Raw genomic sequence first — 20,832 nt, forward strand, 5'->3', positions numbered from 1 at the left:
GGGCGGCGCAGGGAAACGGACCGGTGGCCACATCGGCACCGCGCCCTGTGCCGACCCTACTGATCGGATCCAAGCAAAAGGCATCAAGTCGAGCACGCTCACCAAGCGCCAGTACGAGGCCAACCGCGGTGCCATGAACCGTCGCAAGTGGAATTACGAGCCACCGCCGTCAGGACCATCCCACGGCCAAGGAGGCCCCAAACCATGATCACCAACCGCATGGAGTTGCTGTCTGTAGAGGTATGGCGCCAGTTGGCGGCCGCCAGCGCACAGGCTCAACGCGCCGTGGCGGCACAGATGCTAGAGATGGCAACCATCACCGGCGGGGCTTTCGACGGCTTACCGGAAATCCGCGCCGCGCTGATGGCTGGTGCGTATGGCGACTCTGGGCTGCGTACTTGGGTGAAGCAGGTGCGTGACAAGTTCACCGCGGACGAACTGGATGCCGAGCAGCTCGACGATGACAAGGCTGCTGCCGACAAAGCTTGGGCTGCTGCTCGGCTATACGAGACGGCGTACTACACCCTAGACGCCGACGCAGCAAAGGCCGCTGGTGAGGCGGCCTACCAGGTAGCACAGCTGGTAGAGGATGCCGATGTTTTGGCGACAGTCCAACGGGTTATCGCTGCTCAGACTTAGTCTCAGCAGCAGTGACGGGCGCGAAAACCAAGCGCATTTTCAGGTCATGGGTACCGCATGAGCCGAGATCACGCCAAGGGCGATACGGCCGACAGGCTGTGTGCAACGAGCGCGAGGGCCGCTGCTGCTGTACGGACACCGAGAGAGGCACACGAGCCCGAGAGCTCCAGCCGTACGGATCGGATTCGCTTCACCCAGATCGCCCTGCCGGCTGGTAGCCGGTATCGCGTGCGCGGTCGCGCTAGGCGACACCCCGGACGGGGCCAAGGCTTCACACCAGGCGGTCCTGCGTCTGGAGGCCTCGATCAGATCAGCCTGAGACCCGCTTGTTGTCGCCAGGGACGAGTTGCTCGTTCCTCGTGACCAGATGGGAACACTGTCTCCATGACCGCGTCAGCGCGGTGTCAGGATGGCGTCAGGGCAGACGCAGACAGTAGCTGCATGAACAAAAACAGCACGTCCTCGACCCATGCGAAGTGGACCGGAATGGTGCCGGTCGACGATACGGCCCTGGCCGTCACTGACACTGGTGGTTCCGGTATCCCGGTGGTTTACCTCAATGGTCAGTTCGCCACTCAAGGGTATTGGCGGCGGGTTATCGCTGAACTGGGGACGGGTTGTCGGCACATCACCTACGACGAGCGGGCCCGCGGCAAATCGGAGCGATCGGCGGACTATTCCTTTGCGGGCGCCGTCCGCGATGTCGATACCGTTCTCGCGGCCAGAGGTGTGGACCGGCCACTGGTGGTGGGCTGGTCCTACGGAGCGTACGTAGCGGCGCATTGGGCCAGCCGGAACCCGGACCGGACCCTTGGCGCGGTCCTCGTTGACGGCGCGTACCCATATGACTGGCTCGACGAGGCCATGGAGCAGCGGATCCGGACGCTGTTTCGGCGGTTGAACTGGTTCATGCCGCTGCTGCGTCCGACCGGCCTTACTCCCCGGATGACCGCCGAACAGCAGGCCGACAGCAACATCGAGCTCGGCGTGATCTCCCGCGAGCATGAGCTGGCCCCCGTGCTGGACGACATCACCGTCCCCGTGCGGTATGTCGTTGCTTCGGGGACGTCCTTCGGGAGCCGCGGTGATGAGCAGGAACGGATACGCACCAGCCTCGCTGGGGTGATCGCCCGCAACCCGCACGTCCAGATGACCGCGAAGGTCCCCAGCAGTCATGGTGCGATCCTGAAAAAGGCTTCCCCGGCCATCGCCGCGGCCGTACGCGAGGTCGTCGCCCTCGATCCGCCGACGTAAGCCTCGGCGAGCGGCCCACTATTCAGTGTTGCTATCTACCGGTAGTCGGCGCTACTATCTACCAGTAGTCAGTGTCACTGAGTAGAAGGGCGGACCTCCATGGGCAAGCAGGCGACGGAGATCCTCAAAGGCACGTTGGAGGGCGTTGTTCTCGCGATCCTGTCCGACCGGTCCGCGTACGGCTACGAAATCACGGCGTGGCTGCGGGACCAGGGCTTTTCCGACATCGCCGAGGGCACCATCTACGCGCTGCTGGTCCGGGTTGAGCGGCAGGGACTCGTCGATGTGGAGAAGGTTCCGTCCGAGAAGGGTCCGCCGCGCAAGGTGTATTCCCTCAACGCCGCGGGACGGGACTACCTCCAAGAGTTCTGGAGGACCTGGGACTTCCTCGCAGAACGACTCGAACAACTCCGAGAAAAAGGCAAATGACCATGTCCAACGCACAAGAGAACCATCTGATGCCGACACCGCAGACGCCGGTGATCCAGGTGCGGAACCTGACGAAGTCGTACGGGAAGCTGCCAGTGCTGCACGGCGTGGACTTCGAGGTCGCGCGCGGCAGCATCTTCGCGCTGCTCGGCTCGAACGGCGCGGGCAAGACCACCATCGTGAACATCCTGTCCACCCTGTTGCGAGCCGACACCGGCACAGCCGTTGTCAACGGCTTCGACGTCGCCCGCAAGCCCGCGGACGTACGGAAGTCGATCAGCCTCACCGGGCAGTTCGCGGCTGTCGACGAAATCCTTAGCGGGCGCGAAAACCTCGTACTGGTGGCCCGGTTGCGGCATGTCGGCAAGCCTGGTTCGGTCGCGGACAACCTGCTGAGACGTTTCTCGTTGACCGACGCGGCCGCGCGCAAGGTCGCGACATACTCCGGTGGCATGCGCCGCCGCCTCGACATCGCGATGAGCCTCATCGGGAACCCGCCGGTCATCTTCCTCGACGAGCCGACCACCGGGCTCGACCCGCAGGCACGCATCGAGGTGTGGAATGCCGTCAAGCAACTGTCCGCTGGCGGTACGACGGTGCTGCTGACCACGCAGTACCTCGACGAGGCCGAACAGCTCGCCGACCGGATCGCGATCCTGCACGAGGGTCGGATCATCGTGAACGGCACCCTCGCCGAACTCAAGCGACTGCTACCACCCGCGAAGGTGGAATACGTCGAAAAACAGCCGAGCCTCGAAGACGTCTTCCTCGCCCTCGTCGGCGAAAACCCCAAGGCCGCGGCAGGTGCGAGTGCGAATCGAGAGGGGACCCAACAATGAGCATGCACATCATCGGCGACACCGCTGTCCTGACCGGGCGCTCGCTGAAACACGTCACGCGCAGCATGGACACCATCATCACCACGGCGATCGTTCCGATCGCGATGATGCTGTTGTTCGTGTACGTGTTCGGCGGAGCGATCAGCCATGGGGCCAGCAGCGGTACGTACGTGGGCTACCTGTTGCCGGGCATCCTGCTCATGACGATCGCTTCGGGCATCTCGTACACGGCGTTCCGGCTTTTCACCGACATGACCACCGGGATTTTCGGGCGGTTCCAGTCCATGCCGATCGCACGCTCGGGCGTGCTGTGGTCGCACGTGCTGACCTCGCTGGTAGCCAACATCATCTCGGTCGCGGTGGTCTTCGCCGTCGCGTTCATCATGGGCTTTCGGACCGGCGCGGGAGTGTGGGCATGGCTGGCGGTGGCCGGCATCCTGATCCTGTTCACTCTCGCGTTGACCTGGGTCGCGGTTATCCCCGGCCTCACAGCGAAATCGATCTCCGGTGCGAGCGCGTTCTCCTATCCGCTGATCTTCCTGCCGTTTATCAGTTCGGCGTTCGTACCCACCAGCACCATGCCCGCTCCGGTGCGATGGTTTGCCGACAACCAGCCGGTGACGCCCATCGTCAACACCGTCCGCGACCTGTTCGCGCAGCAGCCGGGCAACAGCGACATCTGGATCGCGCTCGCCTGGATGGTCGGCATCCTCGTTGTCGCCTTCGCGTTCGCCATGGTCATCTATCGCCGCAAGATCACCTAGCTCAAGGAGGGCGAGGAATGAACTTCTGGGAAACCATCACCGGAAGCGACATCACCAGAGAATGGAAAGCATTCGACGTACGGGCCGAGGCATTGCCGGCCGACTACCGGTCGGCATGGGAGCAGATCAGCGCTCATCTTCTTTCGTACTCGGACCTCACCGGCCGCAACCTGACGCCGATTCTCGACGGTGCGCTGGGACTGCTGGAAGAAACGGCGTCCGAGAAGCAAAGCATTCACGAGGTGCTCGGTGACGACATCGAGGGCTTCTGCGCGGCGCTGGCGGGTGGCGAAGGAGCCCGGAACTATCGCGACCGGTGGCGCGAACAGCTGAACAGGAACGTCGCAAGGAAATTGGGAAAGCTAGGAGAATAACGTGGGAATCCAAGACATCATCGAGGGCAAGAAACAGTGGCGGGCGCACCTGGCGCGGGTCAAGGCGCTCCCACCGGACTACCAGATCGTCTACAAGGAGATCCAGAAGTACTTCTTCAAGGTCGGGCCGGTCGAGCTTACTGACGGGACCCTTCTCCCGGGGATCGTCGACTTCTTCGAGGAAGGCGCGGCCGCCGGCAAGGGAGTTCTACAGCTCATCGGCGACGACGTCGCGGCATTCTGCGACGATCTGGTGAAAGACTCGCCCACCTATTCGGACATCTATCAGCAATCCATCAGCGGGAAGCCTGGCACTGCCGAGAAATAGGCACCCGTCGCGCCCGACGCCGGGTGACTACCCACGTCTTTCATGAGGTGAAAAACATGGCCACCAAGGAAATCGCCAGACCGAACCGAGTAGTGGAGAAGCTGCTTGCCGATCGCCATTCTCTTCCACTTTCCATCACGCTCCATCTCGTCCCCGGCGCTCTGATCGTCGCTGTCTACTTTCTTGTCCAACCGGTCGTGAAGGCCCTCGGCTGTCCGTCGTTCGTGAGCTGGGCGATCGCGCTGTGCCTTGTTCTCGGGCCGGTCCTGCTCGGGCTGCTGTGGTTGGGCCGCCAACGCAATGGCCGCCTTTCGCTGCGTGGCGTACTGAAATACCTGGACAAGCCGGTCTCGGGTGGGAAGCTCGTCGCGATCGTCGCCGCTCTGATCGTGTGGTTCGTGGTGGTGTCGACGGTGCTCATATCCCTGGACAACGCCGTTTACCAAGCGTTTTTCACGTGGCTGCCGTTCGATGGCGCGGGCTCAGCGACCGGATACCTCCATGGTTACTCGCGATCGACGGTGATTATCACGTTAGCCGTGTGCCTGCCGCTGACCGGATTTTCCCTGCCGCTCATCGAGGAACTCTATTTCCGTGGCTTCCTGTTGCCCAGGCTTCCGCAACTGGGCCGGTGGGCGCCGCTGGTCAACACGGTCCTGTTTTCGCTCTACCATTTCTGGTCACCTTGGTCGTTCATTTCCCGGGTGATCTTCTTCCTCCCGGGGCCTTTGCTCGTCTGGTGGAAGAAGGACCTTCGGCTGTCGATCGGAATGCACCCCGGCACGACTCTCGTACTCACGGCAGGCGGCCTCATCGCTCTCATCTTCAACCTAGCGCCAGGTCTCACGTCCTGACCGCACTGGTCGCAAAACCCGACTTTTCGCGGCCTGATCGCCGGTGTCCACCTCAGCCCGCAGGATGGCGATCGCGTCGTCGGGGTCGAGCCCGTCGACCAGTACGCGCAACGTGAGGCCATCGGACAGTGCCAGCAACCGCCGGGCCACCGCACGGGCCTCCACGTTGTCTATGCCGCGCAGGGCCGCTACGTGGGTGGCGCACTCGGTCTCGCCGCCGCGGAGGGCCTCGGCAAGGACCTCGCGGATGCGGCGGTCGGTGATCGCGGTGGCCAGATACGCGTACCAGACGGTGACGCCGATCCGTCCCAGCTCGCTGCGCGGCACCTGCTGGACCAGGACATGCAGCAACCGGTCGCGCGGCGATGAGCTGGCGGTCTCCTCGTACGCTGCGCGGGCCTGCGCGATGAGGCGTTCGAGACCGGCCAGCACGAGCGCCTCGCGGCTGTCGAAATAGTGCTGGATCCGGCCGATCGAGACCTCGGCGGCCTGTGCCACCTCGCGCAGGCTGACTCCTTCGACGCCGTGGGTGGCGATCATCTGCCAGAGCGCGCGGACGATCTCGGAGCGGCGCTGCTCGTGGTCGACGATCTTCGGCATCCAACGAGCTTATCCGGTACGACCGTATTGCGACCTGTTACAATACGAACATATTGCAAAAGCGACCGTAGGAGATGGCTGGAGATGACTGCCGAGACGAAGCAGAAGCGGCGACGTTGGCCTGTGGTGCTCCTGGCCGGGGTTGTCGGGCTCGCCACCGGTGGCCTGGTCACGCTGCTGGCGGCGAGCGGACCTGGCGTCGGACATTTCCGCACGTTGGCAGGACAAAAGGCGTACGTCAGCGCCTATCAAGCGGCAATCGCGACGCTGCCAAAACCGACCCAGGCCCGCGATGTCGCGACCAGCTTCGGCACGGTGCATGCGTACGTCTGGATCAACAGTCATCCCGTCGACGACGTGCCGGTGGTCCTGCTACCGGGCCGTGCCAGTGGTGTGCCGATGTGGGGAACCAACCTGCCGGACTTTGCCGCTCACCGCACCGTTTACGCCTTCGACGCCATCGGTGACAGCGGCCTGTCCACGCAGACCATTCCAATGCGGGACATCGGCGACAGCGCGCAATGGGTCGAGGAGGCGCTGGCCGGTCTCGACCTGGAACGGGTGCACCTGGTCGGCCACTCGCAGGGCGGTGGCCTCGCGGCCACGGTCGCCGTACGCTATCCGGGCCGCATCGCCAGCCTCACCTTGCTGGAACCGATCATGACCCTGGGGATCATCCCAGCCTGGGCCGTGGGGTGGACGACCGTGGCGTCCCTTCCCGGCATGCCGAAGTCGTGGCGTGACCACGCGCTGAACAAGATCGGCGGCGTCAAGGACGGCGAGGTCGACCCCAACGACCCGATGGTCCGGATGATCGCGGCCGGCAGCGAGCACTTCGATTCCAGCAGCCTGCCTACGCCGAACCTACTGACCGACCGCGAGCTGCGGGGGCTGCGCATGCCGGTCTACGTCGCGTTGGCGTCCGACGACTCGCTGTCCGGCGACGGCGCAGCCAAGAAGGCGCAACTGATCCCGCATGCGCAGGTCAGGATCTGGCCGCACACCACACACTCGCTGCCGATGCAGGCCAGTGCCGCGCTGGACGCGGAACTCGAGAATTTCTGGGTCAGGCATCCATAGCCGCGACGGCAAATCGCCGTGCTCCAAGCGCGGACGGTTGTTCGGAGTTTGTCGTTCGCCCCGGCGAAACCGACTCCGAACAACCCAGATCGCCTAGACAGGGACATAGTGCGGTCCCGATTCCGGGAGCCGTGTCCCCGAGACGCGCGGAGGTATCTCCATGAGAACCGGAAGACCATTCCAGCAGGTCGTCGCCGCGGCCGCCGTTGGCATTGCCCTGCTGGCAGGCATGTCGACACCAGCCAGCGCGGCGATCGCCACCAGGGCCGTACCGGCCAGCGTTTCCCAACCAGCGGCGTGCGCGGATCCGTCGTCGGCCTTGGCACGCTGGTGGCTGGACTTCGGATGGCCCCGGAATGGTCCGAGCAACAAGGAGTGGCGGGTCCAAAGCCCAGCCGGCGGAAAATGGGTGTGGATCTGGGGTGGCGAGGACTACCAGAACAGAACAAATCCGAAGCTCCCGCCGGGCACGTACAACTCGTACGACACGACGTTTCTGTCGACGGCGGGCCAGCCGCGACTGTCTGGACGGCTGGTACGGGACGCCTACAACCACACCGTCCGGTACACGGCTGACCACTACGGCAGCTGGTGTGCGATGGGCGTCTACTAGCGGCACACCTGCCGGCGCGAACTTAGTTCTACGTGACGAACTAAGTTCGCGTCGCGGTAGAGTGACCCACATGCCAGCCGACCCCAAGCAGCGTGGCGCGGCCCGCCGTACGAGACCTCACGAAGACCTCGCGCCCCGCAAGAAACCCATCACCGCCGACCGGATCACCGACGCCGCGCTGCAGGTCATAGCGACCGAAGGCTACGACGCGCTGACCATTCGCCGGGTCTCCGCGGTGCTCAACACCGGGCCTTCCTCCTTGTACGCACACATCGTCAGCAAAGAAGACCTCGACGACCTGATCATCGGCCGGCTGCACGCCGAGATCGACCTACCCGAACCCGACCCCGCGACGTGGCGACAGCAGATCCTCGACGTGTACGCACAGTTGCGCGACGTGTACCTGAAATATCCGGGCGTCTCCCACGCCGCACTGGCCGCGGTCTCCACGCATGACCAGACCATGCGACTCGGCGAGGGAATCCTGGCGATCCTGCTCGCCGGCGGCGTCGCACCGCAGCGGGCTGGATGGGCCCGCGACGCACTCACCCTCTACGTCAGCGCGTACGCGTTGGAACGCTCGCTTGTCCAACAACGACAACAAAGCCACGATGACGACTGGGTTCTTAGCCACGAAGAACTCATCGAACGGTTCAGCGCCATAGATGCCGTCCGCTTCCCGAACACCCGCCGCTACGCGGCCGAGCTGACCTCGGGCACCGGGCAGGCTCGATTCGACTTCGCCCTCACCACGATCATCGACAACCTCGCGACGCCCTAGCCGCTTATGGCCGGAGCTAAACGTCCCATCTGCAGCACATTTGGATAAATGTGACGGCCGATCGATAATTCGCCGCCGGCCGTCCATAAAGAATAGCCCGTTGTTCCAGCGTGGATTTCGGCCGATGCTTTTGGCAGCACACCGGAACTGCGTGAAAGGACATTTGTCATGCCCACTACACCTGAACGCGATCTAGAAGGCAAGGTGGCGCTGGTGGTCGGCGGCAGCCGTAACCAGGGCGCCGCCTTCGCGCGGGACATCGCCTCGCGCGGCGCGACAACCGTGATCAGCTTCGCGGGAAACCAGGAAGCGGCCCAACAAACCCTGCTGTTGCTGGAAAAACACGACGTCACCGCCGAGGCGATCCGCTCGGATGCGACGGTGTCCGCCGAGGTCGACGCGCTGTTCGAAGGAATCGTCGCGCAATACGGCAAACTCGACATCGTCGTACACACGCCGGGTGCGGTCATCAAGAAACCACTGGTCGACTTCACCGATGACGACTTCGACCACCTGATCAATCTCAACACCCGCAGCGCGTTCCACACCTTGCGGGCCACCGCCAGGCATATCGCCGACAATGGCCGGTACGTCGTACTGTCCACCACTTTGACCGCGATCATGACCGGCACGTACGGTCTCTACTCCGGCTCAAAAGCCGCCGTCGAGCGGATGGTGTTGGCCGCGGCCAAGGAACTCGGCGACCGCGGCATCACCGTCAACGCCGTCGCGCCCGGCCCGGTCGACGATTCTTTCTACCGTGGAGCCGAAACTCCCGAGTCCATCGCGGCGGCCACCCACCACAGCCCGCAGGGCCGACTGGGTCACCCGGCAGACATCGCACCGGTCGTCGGCTGGCTGATCAGCGACCAGGCCGGCTGGGTATCCGGCCAAACCATACGAGCCAACGGCGCGATGTTCTAGGGCGTGTCTCCTAATTCCAGGTGGATGAGGGTCGAGATCCAAGCGTCGGCTGCCGGCACCGGGCGGTCACCTTCATACCGTTGTTGTATGGGGGTGATCGCCCGGTGCCGGCAGCCGACGCTTGGGCTCGGCCCTCGCCGCCTGGGGTTAGGAGACACGCCCTAGATCTGCTGGGCGGTTTCGTCGACCTCCAGGAGGGCTCGTCCGTAGACCTCTCGGTTGAGGTTGATGTTGACCGAAGCGTGCCGGGTCGCGGCTTCCAGGTCGCGCCACAAACGTTGCAGCGGGTTGGCGTCGGCGAAGGTGCCGGCGCCGCTCACGTTGAGCAGAAGTTCCAGCGCCTCACGCAAGCGCATCGCGGCGTAGGCGGCGTCCATGCGTACGCGGGCCCACGCCGGCATTTCCAGCCGTACGTCCTGTTGGTTGGCGTGGTCCAGGTCGTCGGTGGAACGGAAGATGTGAAACTCGGCCGTGTCGATCAGGTTGGCCGCGTCGGCGATGGCCAGTTGGACACTCGGGGAATCGGCCAGCCGCTGGTACAACGACAGCGACATCGGCTTTTTCTTGGCGGTCTCAAGGACAATCTCGTACGCTGCCTTGGTCAGGCCAAGCATCGGGCCGAGCAGGGTGAGGGCGAGAATGGACGAAAGCGGAGTGCGGTAAAGCGGCTCGTCGGCGCCTGCGCCGGCCAGCAGCGCGGCCCACGACAGAAGATGGTGATCCGGCACGAAAACATCCTGGGCGACCAGCGTGTTGCTTCCGGTGCCACGCATTCCGGCGACCTGCCAGGTGTCCTGGATAGTCAGCTCCGCTATCGGGATCAGGGCGAAGGCCCGGCCGACATTTTTCCCGCTTTCGTCGACAGACGGCACGGCCAACACAGCCCAGTCAGCTTGGTAGCAGCCTGATGCGTAGTGCCATTTCCCGTTGACGACAAACCCGCCGTCGGTCCCGCGGGCGGCAGCGTCAGGCGTCGCCGTACTCAGGCAGATCGTCGTGTCAGGATTCGTCCCCCACAGCTCTTCCCTTACCGCATCGGGGAAACTCGCCGCCACGAACGCACCGCCGGCGAGGATCGTCGTCACCCAAGCGGCCGCCGCACAGCCTTTCCCCAATTCGGTGGTCACGCTCAAATACGACCGCATGGTGCTCCCGTGGCCGCCCACGGACCGTGGCACAGCAAGCCGGAACAGGCCGGCCTCGCGCAGCGCCGTGGCACTACGCGAGGTCAGCCGGCGGTCGGCGTCGGCTTGCGGGGCTTCCTCTCGAAGCAGCGGAACGAGGGTGCGAGCCGTGCTCACCAGGGAATCGGTCATGTCGTCTCTTTCTCTCACGACAATCCTGCGCAGCTGATCGCTGGTCTGTCGAGCCGAGATCGAGGTCGGACCCTGGAGATTGCGCTTTCGGGCGAATCAGGAGCCGGTGTACGCCTCAATATCGTCGACAAACATTCCGGACCCCTTGGGCGTACCGGTTTTCGCGTACGTCAGCCGGACGTATCTGGCCTGCGTCGGACGAAAAGCGAAGTCGTACCAGAGCTGCGACTCGCCATTGGCCGCTGTCAGCTGGCCGCGCGGCACGAACGTACGGCCGTCGGTGCTGGTCGAGACCGAAAGCAGGTCTGGACGGTAGTCGGGATATTCCTCGTACGCGTGTGCGCGTACTTTGCCCACTCGTTGCGCGGAGCCAAGGTCGACGGTGACATTGACGGTCGCCGCCTGCCCAGGAGTGAGCTCATATCCGTACGAACGGCCGTCACCCCAGGGGCCGGCGAGCACGCCGTCGGTGGAATCGTTGCCCTTGTCGGGAAAACGTGCGGACGGAGTGGCCACGGTGCCATCAAGGTAGGTCTTCGTGTACGTTTTGCCACCGGCCAGATTCTGTTGCCCCAGCCAGAAACCGACGACCTGCATGCTGGTGAGCGGGGCCGGGGTGTCCCCCATGACCCGGAGATAGCGCGCTTTCCCATTGATTCCGACGAAGTTCTGGCCGCCGGTCACCGTCGTCGCGTCGGCCCATTCCTTGCCGTCGTACGAGACCTGGACGCGGTAGGTCTTTCCGTCAGCACTCCCCCAATGCAGCAACACGCCGTCCACCTGTGCCTGCCGATGAAGGTCGACCTGAGGTCCCGGCGCGGAAACCAGACCAGTCAGCGGCTTTCCACCGGCCGCGTCCAGAATCAGGGCGCGGACACGCTGCATATAACCCGTGTCGAAGGTGTATTGCCGGCTGCTCTGGGCCAGGCTCGCGGCCAGGTCCTTGGCCAGGCCCGGCTGGGTTTTGCCCAGGATGTTCAGCACTTCCCAGTCCTCGATGCCGTCCCGCAGCGACTCGTAGCGCGGTGACACTTCGACAGTGTCGTTGGCCACGTCCGGCCGGACGATAAAGCCGTCGCCCTTGGTGCTCTGCGAGTCGATGTCATATTGCCAGTTGTTCATCGCCCAGTGCAGATAACCGGTCATGCCTTTGCTGTACGCGTAGTCCATGGTCAGCCGCTGGTCCCACTCCGGCTGGTCAATGAATCGGTTGAGGTAGTCGCCGACCGGGATAACGCAGTTGTAGAGCCAGAGTTCCTTGCCTTTGGCGCGCAGGGCGTCATAGACCTGCGGACTGTTGTCATAGTTGAGCTCCTCGGGGATCATCACGTCCTCCAGCGGAGCCAGGTGTGAGGCAACCGGCTCGTCGAAGGTCGCGTCCCCGATCCGTACGTCCGGCCACTGCGCCCGGATCTTGGTGTTCATCGCCTTCCAGTGCGCCTCGTCGTCGGCCGACTGCGGCTCGTCGGTGATCTGCATCTGGAAGATCGACGCCCAGCCTTTGGCCTGGATATGGGCCTTCAGCGCGGGAATGTACTGCGCGACCCAGCGGTCGGTCACCGCACTGTCGGTCTCCGGGAACGATCGTACGGCCGCGCCGGTCGCCGGGTCCTTGCCGATCACCTCGGTATACCAAGGCGGATTCGGGCCGTGCCGGCCGCTCTGCCAGAAACCCTGTAGCCGCTTCACGCCTCCGTGTTGCATAAACCGCTCAACAACCTGGTCGAACCGACTCCAGTTGAACGAATAGTCGCCGCTCGCATCGACCTTGCTGCCGCCATCGATCAGCAACCGTACGACCGGGACCGAGAGTTCGTTGGTACGATAGCGTTTCATCACTTCGGCGACATTGTCGATCAAGTGCCACCACTGGTCGGAATACCGCGCGAATTTGTAGTAGAGCTGGACAGTGTCGCCGGCGCCTTCGTCATAGGAAATGTTCCCGGTGAACAACTGCCAGAGCACGTTGGTGAAGTCGCCCTGCTGCGACGACGGAATCGTCACGTTCCGTACGTCCGCCGAAATCGGCACGGAATAGTCGCCGCGGTTCGTACGGACTGTCACCCTGCCTCGATAAATGCCGGCGGCGGCGGTGGCCGGCACGTACACCCGCACCCACACCGACTGCGTGGTGTTGGCCGGCACCGAGATCCGGTGATCGTTGAGCAGCCGGTCCGGGAAGTCTCCGGGGCCCGACCGAGTCAGCGGATAGACCTCCTGCGTACCGAAAACCGAGCTGTGGTTGAGATATTCGTAGCCGACGTAGTTGTACGAGACGTTGCTCGCAGCGATCGTTCGACCGCCGGCTCGCAAATCGGAGAACGAGAGCCCGTCGATGCTGAAGGCCCGGTCCATCCGCAGCACAACCTGGCCGGCCTCGTAGTCGTTCTTCGCGGTGTCCAACCGGATCTCGCGGCCCGCGTCAGCCGATGGACCACTGTCCTTGAAAACGCTGGCGTAGGAGGACTCCGTCCACACCGACGCCCGCGCGTCGGCCGCCGCCGGTGCCGTGCCGCCGGCCAGTACGCCCGCGGCCAGCACCAGCCCCGCTCCGCTGGCCACCCATCCCAGAATCCCTCGCCGAGCCATCGCACCTCCACCGCCACCGAGCCGCCGTCGGGTCCATCTTGACGAGCTGTCCGCCTGGGCAGAAGCAAGAGGTGTAGACCAGTGGTCTTAACGCTGGTCTGATCAGCGCAGGTAGCGAAGCCAGAAGACGGCGGCCGCGATCGCGCAGAGGACCGCGCCGGCCCAGGTCAGGATCATCGACAGGGTCGTGCTGGCGAGCGTGAGCGACAGCAGCACCCACACGATCGCCAGCGCGCTGAAGAGGATCGCGTTCAGCAACAGGCGGTTGCGGGCCGGTTCGGGCGTCATTGACGTGATTATTCGCTACGGTTGACCGGGTGCGAGTGGCGACATGGAATGTCAACTCGGTGAAGCGCCGGGTGCCACGGCTGCTGCCGTGGCTGGACCAGCGGCAACCGGACGTGGTTTGCCTGCAGGAGACCAAACTCGCCAACAACGCGTTCACCAAACTGCTGGGCGACGAGCTCAGTGACCGCGGGTACGAGGTCGCGCTCAACGGCGAGGTGCAGTGGAACGGGGTGGCGATCCTGTCCCGTGTCGGCCTGAACGATGTCGTCGTCGGCATCCCCGGCGCGCCCGGTTTTCCCGACCCGGAGGCCCGCGCGGTGGCCGCGACCTGCGCCGGGATCCGGGTGCACTCGTTGTACGTGCCCAACGGCCGGGTGCCGGACTCGGACCACTACCAGTACAAACTGGCTTGGTTGGCGGCGCTGCGGGACATGGTCGGCACCGGGCCTCGGGACGCGATCGTGTGCGGTGACATGAACATCGCGCCGACCGACGCCGATGTTTTCGACCCACTGGCGTACGCCGACGAGACGCACGTGACGGCGCCCGAGCGGGCCGCGCTGGCCGAGTTGCAGGCGCTCGGTCTACATGACGTCGTAAGGGACCGCTGGCCGCACGAGCGCATCTTCACGTATTGGGACTACCGCGGCGGCTTCTTCCAGAAGAACCTCGGCATGCGAATCGACCTGGCGCTGGCCACCGGGCCGGTGGCCGATCGCGTACGGGCCGCGTGGATCGACCGGCTGGCACGAAAAGGCACCGCGCCGAGCGACCACGCGCCGGTCATCGTCGACCTGGACGAGGCGCCGGACGGGGACGCCGGCCCAACGGTGCCGCCCTCGTCCGCGTCGCCACCCCGACCCGGCTCGGTCCGGCTCCCCCAGGCCCGCTAGTGTCCTGCGTCTGAAGTTCGTTGCTTTATTCGGTGATCCAGACGGTGATCTGAGTGCGCCGGAGGATCGTCCTCATACTGGTGGTATGTGGGCGATTCTCCGGTGCTCTCAGTCGCCGTCTGGGCGCCGGAGAAAGTAGCGAACTTCGGGCGCAGGACACTAGAACTCGTAGCGCAGGATCTGGCCAATGGTCCGGAAACCCGGAATGCCGGCGAGCATCTTCATGTTCAGCCGGCCGAGTGCGGACATCTGGTCCAGCCCCAGTTCCATGCTGTTCCGGGATTCTCGGCATTTAAGCCCGTCATGCCAAGCTTCCAACTCGGTCGGGTCGTCGATTCCCCAATGCAGTGACGCGCCGGTCCGCCGGACTGCCGGCACCCATTTCTGCAGTCGTACGCCCAAAGTCCCGTAGCAGTCGAAGAGCAGTTCGCCACCGCGAAAGCGCTCGGTGATCCGCTGGATCAGCCGTTTCCCGTCGTCCTTTGTCAAATACATCGACAGGCCTTCGAAAACAGCCACCGTGGGACGATCCGCCGGGATTTCCTGGAGCCATTCGTCGCTGGTCACCGACGACCGGACCATCCGGTAATCGCCTGCTGGGCTGGGAAGTAGCCGCTCACGGAGCTCGATCACCTCGGGAAAATCGACGTCCACCCACCGCACCGAGGCCGGCGGACTCAGCCGCTGCGCCCGAGTGTCCAGCCCGCACGCGAGATGCAGCACGGTCGCCTCCTGGTTCCTGGCCAGAAAGGCCGCGGCCCAGTCGTCGAGGGTTTTCGCTCGTACGGCCACCCCCACCGCGCTCGTGCGCTTGATGCCGGTTTTCCGGAAGTCGTAGTCAATCCGTTTGACGGCCCGCGCGGCCTCGTCGTCGTGCAGGATGGAGGCGGGCAGCCGGCTGTCCAGGGCACGGCCGTAAAGCGTGGCGAGCATGGTTTCCTGGGCACCGGTCAGGGTGATCTTCTCGCGATCCACCATCGCAGCGTAGCCGAACGAGTGAGGAGAGTCGGGAATGAACGTGCGGAAAAGGCTGATTGTCGCGGCGGTGGCGGCCGTGGTGGCCGCCGGCGGACTGAGCGCGTCGGCGGCGCCGGCGGCGCCTCGACCTCTGCAGTTCACGGTGTCGTTCTCGCCGCAGGTGCGCGACACCGCGGTCGACGGTCGGGTGCTCGTGGTGATCTCCCGCAATGGCGCCACCGCGCCGATCACCCAGACCGACATCGTGGGCGGCGTCCCGTTCTGGGGCCGGAACGTGACCGACCTGCGGCCCGGCCGGCCGGTGTCGATCGGCGACCAACCAGACGTGTACGGCTATCCGCTGTCTTCATTGGACCGCCTGCCGGCCGGCGACTATTACGTGCAGGCATTCCTCAACACGTACGACACCTTTCACCGGGGCGACGGCTCGACCGTACGGCTGCACATGCCGTGCGGGGACGGCCAGGACATGTTCTCCTCTCCCGGCAACCTTTACGGCACCCCGAAACTGTTGCACCTCGATCCACATCACTCCGGCGCGATCGCGCTGACGCTGGACCACGTGATCACGCCGGCGCAGCCCGTCCCCGCTGGCGGCACCTGCCAGCAAGGCAATCCGAGCGACACCGCACACGTGAAATATGTCAAGATCCTCAGCCCCGCGCTGACCACATTCTGGGGACGGCCGATCTACATCGGGGCTAATGTCCTGTTGCCGGCCGGATACGATGACCCGGCGAACGCCGGTGTCCACTACCCGGTCGAATACGCTTTCGGCCACTTCAGCACCGGCGCTCCGCACGGATTCCAGGAGAACGGCGCGAACAGCTTCTCGTCCTGGTGGCTGTCAGCCTCGGCACCACGGTTCATTTCCATTGTGTTCCGTGAGGAAAACCCGTTCTACGACTCCTCTTACGTCGTCGACTCCCCCAACGTCGGGCCGTACGGCACAGCCACCAACCATGAGTTGGTGCCCTACCTGGACGGGCATTTCCGGACGATCGCCCAGCCTTGGGCCCGGGTCACGTCCGGCGGTTCCACCGGCGGCTGGGAATCGCTGGCCAGCGAGGTCTTCTATCCGGATGTTTACGGCGGCGCCTTCTCCGGCTATCCGGACCCGGTCGACTTCCACCGCTACCAGATCGTGAACATCTACTCCGACGCGAACGGCTATTTCGTCCAGAACGAATGGGACCGGGTGGAACGGCCGGACTCGCGGACCGTGGACGGCGAAATCCAGTACACCAACCTGCAGGAAAACCACTACGAACTGGCCCGCGGCGACCACGACCGGTCCGAAGGTGCCTGGGCGGTCTGGGAGGCGGTGTACGGACCGCGCGGGGCAGACGGATATCCCGCGCTGGTGTGGGACAAGAAAACCGGGCAGATCAACCACACCGTCGCGGCCAGCTGGCAAGCCAAGGACATCCGGGCGTACCTGGCTTCGCACTGGTCGACGGTCGGGCCGCTGGTACGCGGGAAAATCTATCTTTACGTCGGCGACACCGACACGTACTACCTCAATGACGCCGTCCAGTTGCTCCAGCAGCAACTCGACGCCGAAACGTCACCGCCGGCGGACGCCACTTTCGTTTACGGCCGAGCAAAACCGCACGGCTGGTCGCCCTACACCACTCAGCAATGGTTCGCCATCTATGCCGCTTACGTGGCCAAGCACGCGCCGCCCGAATCAGCGACAACCCCTTGGCGCGGAAGCGAACCCGCGCCTGCGAGCTCGTCGGACACTCTCGACCAACCCACCAGAAATGGATTTCCCATTCGTTAGCTTTTCGACCTCCCATCCGGTTTGAAGCTAATTATCCTCACAGTATTGCCCGAATATTCACATGACGGAGAAGTCTTCCGCTTTCGCTCCCGAGAGCGCAAAGTATTACCACCGCGATCGCGCTGGCAAGAACACCTCTTCGGGCAACGAGGGAGAACCCCGAAATGTTCAGTTCAATGTGCGCTAAAAACATGTTCACCCAAAGAAGGGTGTGGCTCGCGGCCGCCCTCGCGGCGGCCGTGTGGTTGGCCGCCGGTGCCTCATCGGCGGCCGCCGCGCCACCCACCCATCCCGACGCCGATCACGCCGGCTCGGGCCTGTCCCGTACGAGCCACGGCGTGTCCGCCGCGCCGTACATCGCCCAATCCCCCGCGACCCAGGTTCCGGGCATGGATGTCAGCGCCTGGCAGGGAAACGTCGATTGGCAGACCGCCTGGAACAACGGAGCCAAGTTCGCCTACGTCAAGGCCACCGAGGGCACCGGCTATGTCAGCCCGAACTTCGCCCAGCAGTACAACGGCTCCTACAACGTGGGAATGATCCGCGCCTCGTACCATTTCGCGCGGCCGGATGTCTCCGGCGGCGCGGCCCAGGCGGACTATTTCGTCTCCCATGGCGGCGGCTGGTCCGGCGACGGCAAAACCCTGCCCGGAATGCTGGACATCGAGTGGAACCCGTACGGCGCCGACTGCTACGGCCAGAGCTACGGCTCGATGGTGGCCTGGATCAAGGCTTTCAGCGACGAATACCATGCCCGTACAACCCGGTGGCCGATGATTTACACGGCGACCTCGTGGTGGAGTGAATGCACCGGGAACACCGGTGACTTCTCGTCGACCAACCCGCTGGCGCTGGCCAACTACAACGGCTCGCCCGGCCCGATGCCCTTCAACTGGGGATTCCAGACGATCTGGCAAAGCGCGGACCACGGGACCTTCCCCGGCGACCAGGACTGGTTCAACGGTCCCTACACCCAACTCCAGAAACTGGCCACCGGCTAGTTCAGCTGGGCAATCGCCCACATCGCCCAGTCATATTCGGCCTGGTTCTGGCGCAGCCCGATCTCGTTGAGGATTCGCTGTGCCAGCTGGGTTTCGTCGGGGTCGGCGGGAATCTCGGCCGTTTCCCGGCGGAGCCAGTCGATCGTGGCCGCCGCCGAGTCGGCGTGCGCTCGCAACAGCGGGCGCGCGTCCTCGGCGTCCAATGTGGACAGCAGGAACATCCGCAACAGTGGCTCGCTGCGCACCTGCGGGTCGGCCGGCGGGTTCATCATCCAGTCATGCAGGTCGGTCCGGCCGACCTCGGTGATCGCGTACGTTCGGCGACCGCGCGGCCCCTCCTCGATCACCTCGACGAGCCCGTCGACCGCCATTTTGTTGAGCTCCGGATAGATCTGGCTGTGCCGGGCATGCCAGGCGAACCGCTCCAGCCTGCTCTCGAACATCTTGGTCAGGTCATACCCGCTTGCCGGCCCGTCGTGCAACAGGCCGAGCAACGCGTGCCGCAGCGACATTCGCACCTCCCGGAACCGTTACGTCAAAACTAACATGACAATCTCGACACGTCGCACTCGATGGAAAAAGTGATATCACAATGCTATGCTCCGGCTATCTGATCCACGTACGCCAAGGAGCGCGCGATGAACACTCCGAACCCAGAACAACTGGGACTGCACCTGCCGGCCCCTCAGGTGCGGGAGAAGCTGAAGCCCGGAGCGCCGGGCCTGGTGATGTTCTTCGTCGGCCTGATTCTGCTGCTGGGCGGCCTGGGCCTGTTCGTGCTCGGGCTCGGCGTGGTGGACTCGGCGATCCTGGCCTCGTTCGGCCTCACCTCTTCGGGCTCGAACCTGCTGACCGTCGTCGTTGGCGTGCTCGCGTTCGTCCTGGGCTGGCTGACACTCAAGGGACTCACGTCGGTGGCTCCCGGCGAGGCGCGGGTCCTGCAGCTTTTCGGCCGTTATTCCGGCACCCTGCGGCAGGACGGTCTGCGCTGGGTGAACCCGTTCTTCCAGCTGCGCAAGATCTCCACCCGGATCCGCAACCATGAGACCACCGCACTGAAAGTCAACGACGCCGACGGCAACCCGATCGAAATCGCCGCGGTCGTCGTGTGGCAGGTCGCCGACACCGCGCGAGCGATTTTCGAGGTCGATGACTTCAGCGCTTTCGTCGGCATCCAGACCGAAACCGCGGTCCGGCACATCGCCAACAGCTACCCGTACGACGCGCACAACCCGAACCAGATGTCGTTGCGTGACAACGCGGACGAGATCACCGCGAAACTCTCCTCCGAGGTGGCGGCCAGAGTGGTGGCCGCCGGCGTACGGATCGTCGAATCCCGCATCACTCATTTGGCGTATTCCCCGGAAATCGCCCAGGCGATGCTTCGTCGCCAACAGGCCGGCGCGGTGGTGGCGGCCCGGCAGCAAATCGTGGAAGGCGCGGTGGGCATGGTGAAACTGGCCCTGGACAAGCTGGCCGAGAACAACGTCGTACAACTGGACGAGGAGCGCAAGGCCACCATGGTGTCCAACCTGCTCGTCGTACTCTGCGGCGACCGCGACACCCAACCCGTGGTCAACGCCGGCTCGCTCTACCAGTGAGGTTTTCCCGTGGCGGAACGAAAAAACATCCTGCTACGACTCGACCCGGCGGTCCACGACGCCCTCGCGAAATGGGCCGCCGCCGAGCTCCGCAGCACCAACGCGCAAATCGAGTTCCTGCTCCGGCGGGCCCTGACCGACGCCAACCGAATGCCCCGCGCCACCCCCGAAATCCCCCGCCGAGGCCGTCCCCCCAAGGACTAGCTGCTGGCGCCGATCACCAGCATGGTGAGGGCGGCCGAGACCTGGGTGGTGCCGGTGGCACCGGTTGGGAAAGTGGTACGTGAGGGAGCCCAGCGACACGCCGGCCGCGGCGGCGATTCGACGGTTGGTCAGGCCAGCCACACCCTGCTCGCCCATCACCCGCAGGTTCCTCCCGCCGGCTAGCCTGGCGAGAATGGGACATTCACATTTGACGCTGACGACGGTCAATATCAGCGCACCCGATGCGCGCGAGCTCGCCCAGTTCTACGCGAGACTGCTCAACCGGAATGTCCTGGTCGACGAGCAGGACTGGGTCATGCTCGACGCGCCGGACGGTGGCGTGCGGCTGTCCTTCCAAACCGAGAGCCCGTACGAGCGACCGAGCTGGCCCACCGAGCCATCCAAACAGCAAATGATGATGCACCTGGAGATCCGCGTCGACGACCTCCAGGCCGCCAGCGCCCACGCCCTCGCCTGCGGGTCGACGCTGGCCGACTTCCAACCGCAGGACGACGTACGCGTACACCTCGACCCAGCTGGCCACCCCTTCTGCCTCTGGGTGGCCAGCTGACCGCTCTTTAGAACGGTGGTTCGGTTGGCCAGGTGGTGGGTTTTTCGGGTGGTGGCGGTTGGACGTGTGGTTCGTCCTTGTCGTTCAGGTAAATCGACCCGCGGCGTCCGTTTCTGGTCGGTGGCG

The 20,832-nt window shown here is 64.4% G+C and carries 25 protein-coding genes and 1 pseudogene; 18 read left to right on the forward strand and 8 right to left on the reverse strand.

The annotated features are described in order from the left end of the window. Positions 1 to 204 precede the first annotated feature (204 nt). The 8 genes from ABD301_RS40960 (at position 205) to ABD301_RS40995 (ending at position 5,481) form a co-directional block, all read left to right on the forward strand. Entirely contained in the window at positions 205 to 639 is a 435-nt protein-coding gene (locus tag ABD301_RS40960; protein ID WP_344315413.1) for a hypothetical protein, read from the forward strand. A gap of 441 nt (positions 640 to 1,080) precedes the next feature. Next, positions 1,081 to 1,893 carry an alpha/beta fold hydrolase gene (locus tag ABD301_RS40965; RefSeq protein WP_163566560.1) on the forward strand — a complete coding sequence of 271 codons (813 nt, stop codon included), beginning with the start codon at positions 1,081 to 1,083 and terminating at the stop codon, positions 1,891 to 1,893. A gap of 99 nt (positions 1,894 to 1,992) precedes the next feature. Beyond that, positions 1,993 to 2,322 carry a PadR family transcriptional regulator gene (locus ABD301_RS40970; RefSeq protein WP_163566559.1) on the forward strand — a complete coding sequence of 110 codons (330 nt, stop codon included), beginning with the start codon at positions 1,993 to 1,995 and terminating at the stop codon, positions 2,320 to 2,322. 2 nt (positions 2,323 to 2,324) lie between these two features. Then, positions 2,325 to 3,161 carry an ABC transporter ATP-binding protein gene (locus ABD301_RS40975; protein WP_344315414.1) on the forward strand — a complete coding sequence of 279 codons (837 nt, stop codon included), beginning with the start codon at positions 2,325 to 2,327 and terminating at the stop codon, positions 3,159 to 3,161. Next, on the forward strand, positions 3,158 to 3,925 hold the full coding sequence (locus ABD301_RS40980; RefSeq protein WP_163566558.1) for an ABC transporter permease: 768 nt from the start codon (positions 3,158 to 3,160) through the stop codon (positions 3,923 to 3,925). Before ABD301_RS40975 ends, ABD301_RS40980 begins: the two co-directional genes overlap by 4 nt. A gap of 17 nt (positions 3,926 to 3,942) precedes the next feature. Next, positions 3,943 to 4,299, forward strand: coding sequence for a DUF1048 domain-containing protein (locus ABD301_RS40985; protein WP_344315416.1), 357 nt, complete (start codon positions 3,943 to 3,945; stop codon positions 4,297 to 4,299). 1 nt (position 4,300) lies between these two features. Further along, positions 4,301 to 4,627 carry a DUF1048 domain-containing protein gene (locus ABD301_RS40990; protein ID WP_163566557.1) on the forward strand — a complete coding sequence of 109 codons (327 nt, stop codon included), beginning with the start codon at positions 4,301 to 4,303 and terminating at the stop codon, positions 4,625 to 4,627. 56 nt (positions 4,628 to 4,683) lie between these two features. Further along, positions 4,684 to 5,481 (forward strand): CPBP family intramembrane glutamic endopeptidase, encoded by a 798-nt coding sequence (locus ABD301_RS40995; protein ID WP_344315417.1) that lies wholly within the window; start codon positions 4,684 to 4,686, stop codon positions 5,479 to 5,481. Here the strand turns inward: ABD301_RS40995 and ABD301_RS41000 are convergent. Further along, positions 5,458 to 6,081, reverse strand: a complete 624-nt coding sequence (locus ABD301_RS41000) for a TetR/AcrR family transcriptional regulator (RefSeq protein ID WP_344315418.1) — start codon at positions 6,079 to 6,081, stop codon at positions 5,458 to 5,460. The two genes, ABD301_RS40995 and ABD301_RS41000, sit on opposite strands and share 24 nt — an antisense overlap. An 84-nt stretch (positions 6,082 to 6,165) precedes the next feature. Between ABD301_RS41000 and ABD301_RS41005 the strand changes: the two genes are divergently transcribed. From ABD301_RS41005 to ABD301_RS41015, 3 genes are all read left to right on the forward strand, one after another. Beyond that, positions 6,166 to 7,161, forward strand: coding sequence for an alpha/beta fold hydrolase (locus tag ABD301_RS41005; RefSeq protein ID WP_344315419.1), 996 nt, complete (start codon positions 6,166 to 6,168; stop codon positions 7,159 to 7,161). A 160-nt stretch (positions 7,162 to 7,321) separates the two neighbouring features. After that, positions 7,322 to 7,774: a hypothetical protein gene (locus ABD301_RS41010; RefSeq protein ID WP_344315420.1), complete on the forward strand. Its 453-nt coding sequence runs from the start codon at positions 7,322 to 7,324 to the stop codon at positions 7,772 to 7,774. A gap of 70 nt (positions 7,775 to 7,844) precedes the next feature. Beyond that, positions 7,845 to 8,555 (forward strand): TetR/AcrR family transcriptional regulator, encoded by a 711-nt coding sequence (locus ABD301_RS41015; protein ID WP_344315421.1) that lies wholly within the window; start codon positions 7,845 to 7,847, stop codon positions 8,553 to 8,555. On the opposite strand, the gene ABD301_RS41020 is transcribed toward ABD301_RS41015, so the two are convergent. Beyond that, positions 8,552 to 8,725, reverse strand: a complete 174-nt coding sequence (locus ABD301_RS41020; protein ID WP_344315423.1) for a hypothetical protein — start codon at positions 8,723 to 8,725, stop codon at positions 8,552 to 8,554. The two genes, ABD301_RS41015 and ABD301_RS41020, sit on opposite strands and share 4 nt — an antisense overlap. Between ABD301_RS41020 and ABD301_RS41025 the strand changes: the two genes are divergently transcribed. Further along, positions 8,724 to 9,479, forward strand: a complete 756-nt coding sequence (locus tag ABD301_RS41025) for an SDR family oxidoreductase (protein ID WP_344315424.1) — start codon at positions 8,724 to 8,726, stop codon at positions 9,477 to 9,479. The two genes, ABD301_RS41020 and ABD301_RS41025, sit on opposite strands and share 2 nt — an antisense overlap. Before the next feature lie 161 nt (positions 9,480 to 9,640). Here ABD301_RS41025 and ABD301_RS41030 read toward each other — a convergent pair whose 3' ends face one another. The 3 genes from ABD301_RS41030 to ABD301_RS41040 form a co-directional block, all read right to left on the reverse strand. Next, positions 9,641 to 10,795, reverse strand: a complete 1,155-nt coding sequence (locus tag ABD301_RS41030) for an acyl-CoA dehydrogenase family protein (protein ID WP_344315425.1) — start codon at positions 10,793 to 10,795, stop codon at positions 9,641 to 9,643. Positions 10,796 to 10,891: 96 nt separating this feature from the next. Then, positions 10,892 to 13,384: a glycoside hydrolase domain-containing protein gene (locus ABD301_RS41035; RefSeq protein ID WP_344315426.1), complete on the reverse strand. Its 2,493-nt coding sequence runs from the start codon at positions 13,382 to 13,384 to the stop codon at positions 10,892 to 10,894. 102 nt (positions 13,385 to 13,486) lie between these two features. Next, a complete protein-coding gene (locus tag ABD301_RS41040; protein WP_163566547.1) occupies positions 13,487 to 13,672 on the reverse strand; it encodes a hypothetical protein in 186 nt (61 codons plus the stop codon). Between the two features lie 29 nt (positions 13,673 to 13,701). Between ABD301_RS41040 and ABD301_RS41045 the strand changes: the two genes are divergently transcribed. Then, on the forward strand, positions 13,702 to 14,565 hold the full coding sequence (locus ABD301_RS41045; protein ID WP_344315427.1) for an exodeoxyribonuclease III: 864 nt from the start codon (positions 13,702 to 13,704) through the stop codon (positions 14,563 to 14,565). 159 nt (positions 14,566 to 14,724) lie between these two features. Here the strand turns inward: ABD301_RS41045 and ABD301_RS41050 are convergent, their stop codons facing one another. Further along, positions 14,725 to 15,543: a class I SAM-dependent methyltransferase gene (locus ABD301_RS41050; RefSeq protein WP_425552030.1), complete on the reverse strand. Its 819-nt coding sequence runs from the start codon at positions 15,541 to 15,543 to the stop codon at positions 14,725 to 14,727. A gap of 34 nt (positions 15,544 to 15,577) precedes the next feature. Between ABD301_RS41050 and ABD301_RS41055 the strand changes: the two genes are divergently transcribed. Together ABD301_RS41055 and ABD301_RS41060 are read left to right on the forward strand one after the other, a co-directional pair. Further along, positions 15,578 to 17,329, forward strand: coding sequence for an alpha/beta hydrolase-fold protein (locus ABD301_RS41055; protein ID WP_344315428.1), 1,752 nt, complete (start codon positions 15,578 to 15,580; stop codon positions 17,327 to 17,329). 191 nt (positions 17,330 to 17,520) lie between these two features. Then, positions 17,521 to 18,330 carry a lysozyme gene (locus ABD301_RS41060; protein WP_344315429.1) on the forward strand — a complete coding sequence of 270 codons (810 nt, stop codon included), beginning with the start codon at positions 17,521 to 17,523 and terminating at the stop codon, positions 18,328 to 18,330. Here the strand turns inward: ABD301_RS41060 and ABD301_RS41065 are convergent. Beyond that, positions 18,327 to 18,842, reverse strand: coding sequence for a PadR family transcriptional regulator (locus tag ABD301_RS41065; RefSeq protein WP_344315430.1), 516 nt, complete (start codon positions 18,840 to 18,842; stop codon positions 18,327 to 18,329). The genes ABD301_RS41060 and ABD301_RS41065 overlap by 4 nt on opposite strands. A 216-nt stretch (positions 18,843 to 19,058) precedes the next feature. Here ABD301_RS41065 and ABD301_RS41070 point away from each other — a divergent pair, with 216 nt between their 5' ends. Together ABD301_RS41070 and ABD301_RS41075 are read left to right on the forward strand one after the other, a co-directional pair. Then, on the forward strand, positions 19,059 to 19,931 hold the full coding sequence (locus ABD301_RS41070; RefSeq protein WP_279579030.1) for an SPFH domain-containing protein: 873 nt from the start codon (positions 19,059 to 19,061) through the stop codon (positions 19,929 to 19,931). Between the two features lie 9 nt (positions 19,932 to 19,940). Next, positions 19,941 to 20,135, forward strand: a complete 195-nt coding sequence (locus tag ABD301_RS41075) for a type II toxin-antitoxin system antitoxin (protein ID WP_344315431.1) — start codon at positions 19,941 to 19,943, stop codon at positions 20,133 to 20,135. 60 nt (positions 20,136 to 20,195) lie between these two features. Here ABD301_RS41075 and ABD301_RS41080 read toward each other — a convergent pair. Further along, positions 20,196 to 20,273 (reverse strand): annotated as a pseudogene (locus ABD301_RS41080) (TetR family transcriptional regulator); the annotation flags it as partial. A 55-nt stretch (positions 20,274 to 20,328) separates the two neighbouring features. Between ABD301_RS41080 and ABD301_RS41085 the strand changes: the two are divergent. Further along, complete coding sequence (locus ABD301_RS41085; RefSeq protein WP_163566543.1) at positions 20,329 to 20,706, forward strand: VOC family protein; 378 nt, start codon at positions 20,329 to 20,331, stop codon at positions 20,704 to 20,706. The last annotated feature ends 126 nt before the right edge of the window (positions 20,707 to 20,832 follow it).

Origin of the sequence: Fodinicola feengrottensis (assembly GCF_039530045.1) — a bacterium.
GTDB classification, from domain to species: domain Bacteria; phylum Actinomycetota; class Actinomycetes; order Mycobacteriales; family HKI-0501; genus Fodinicola; species Fodinicola feengrottensis.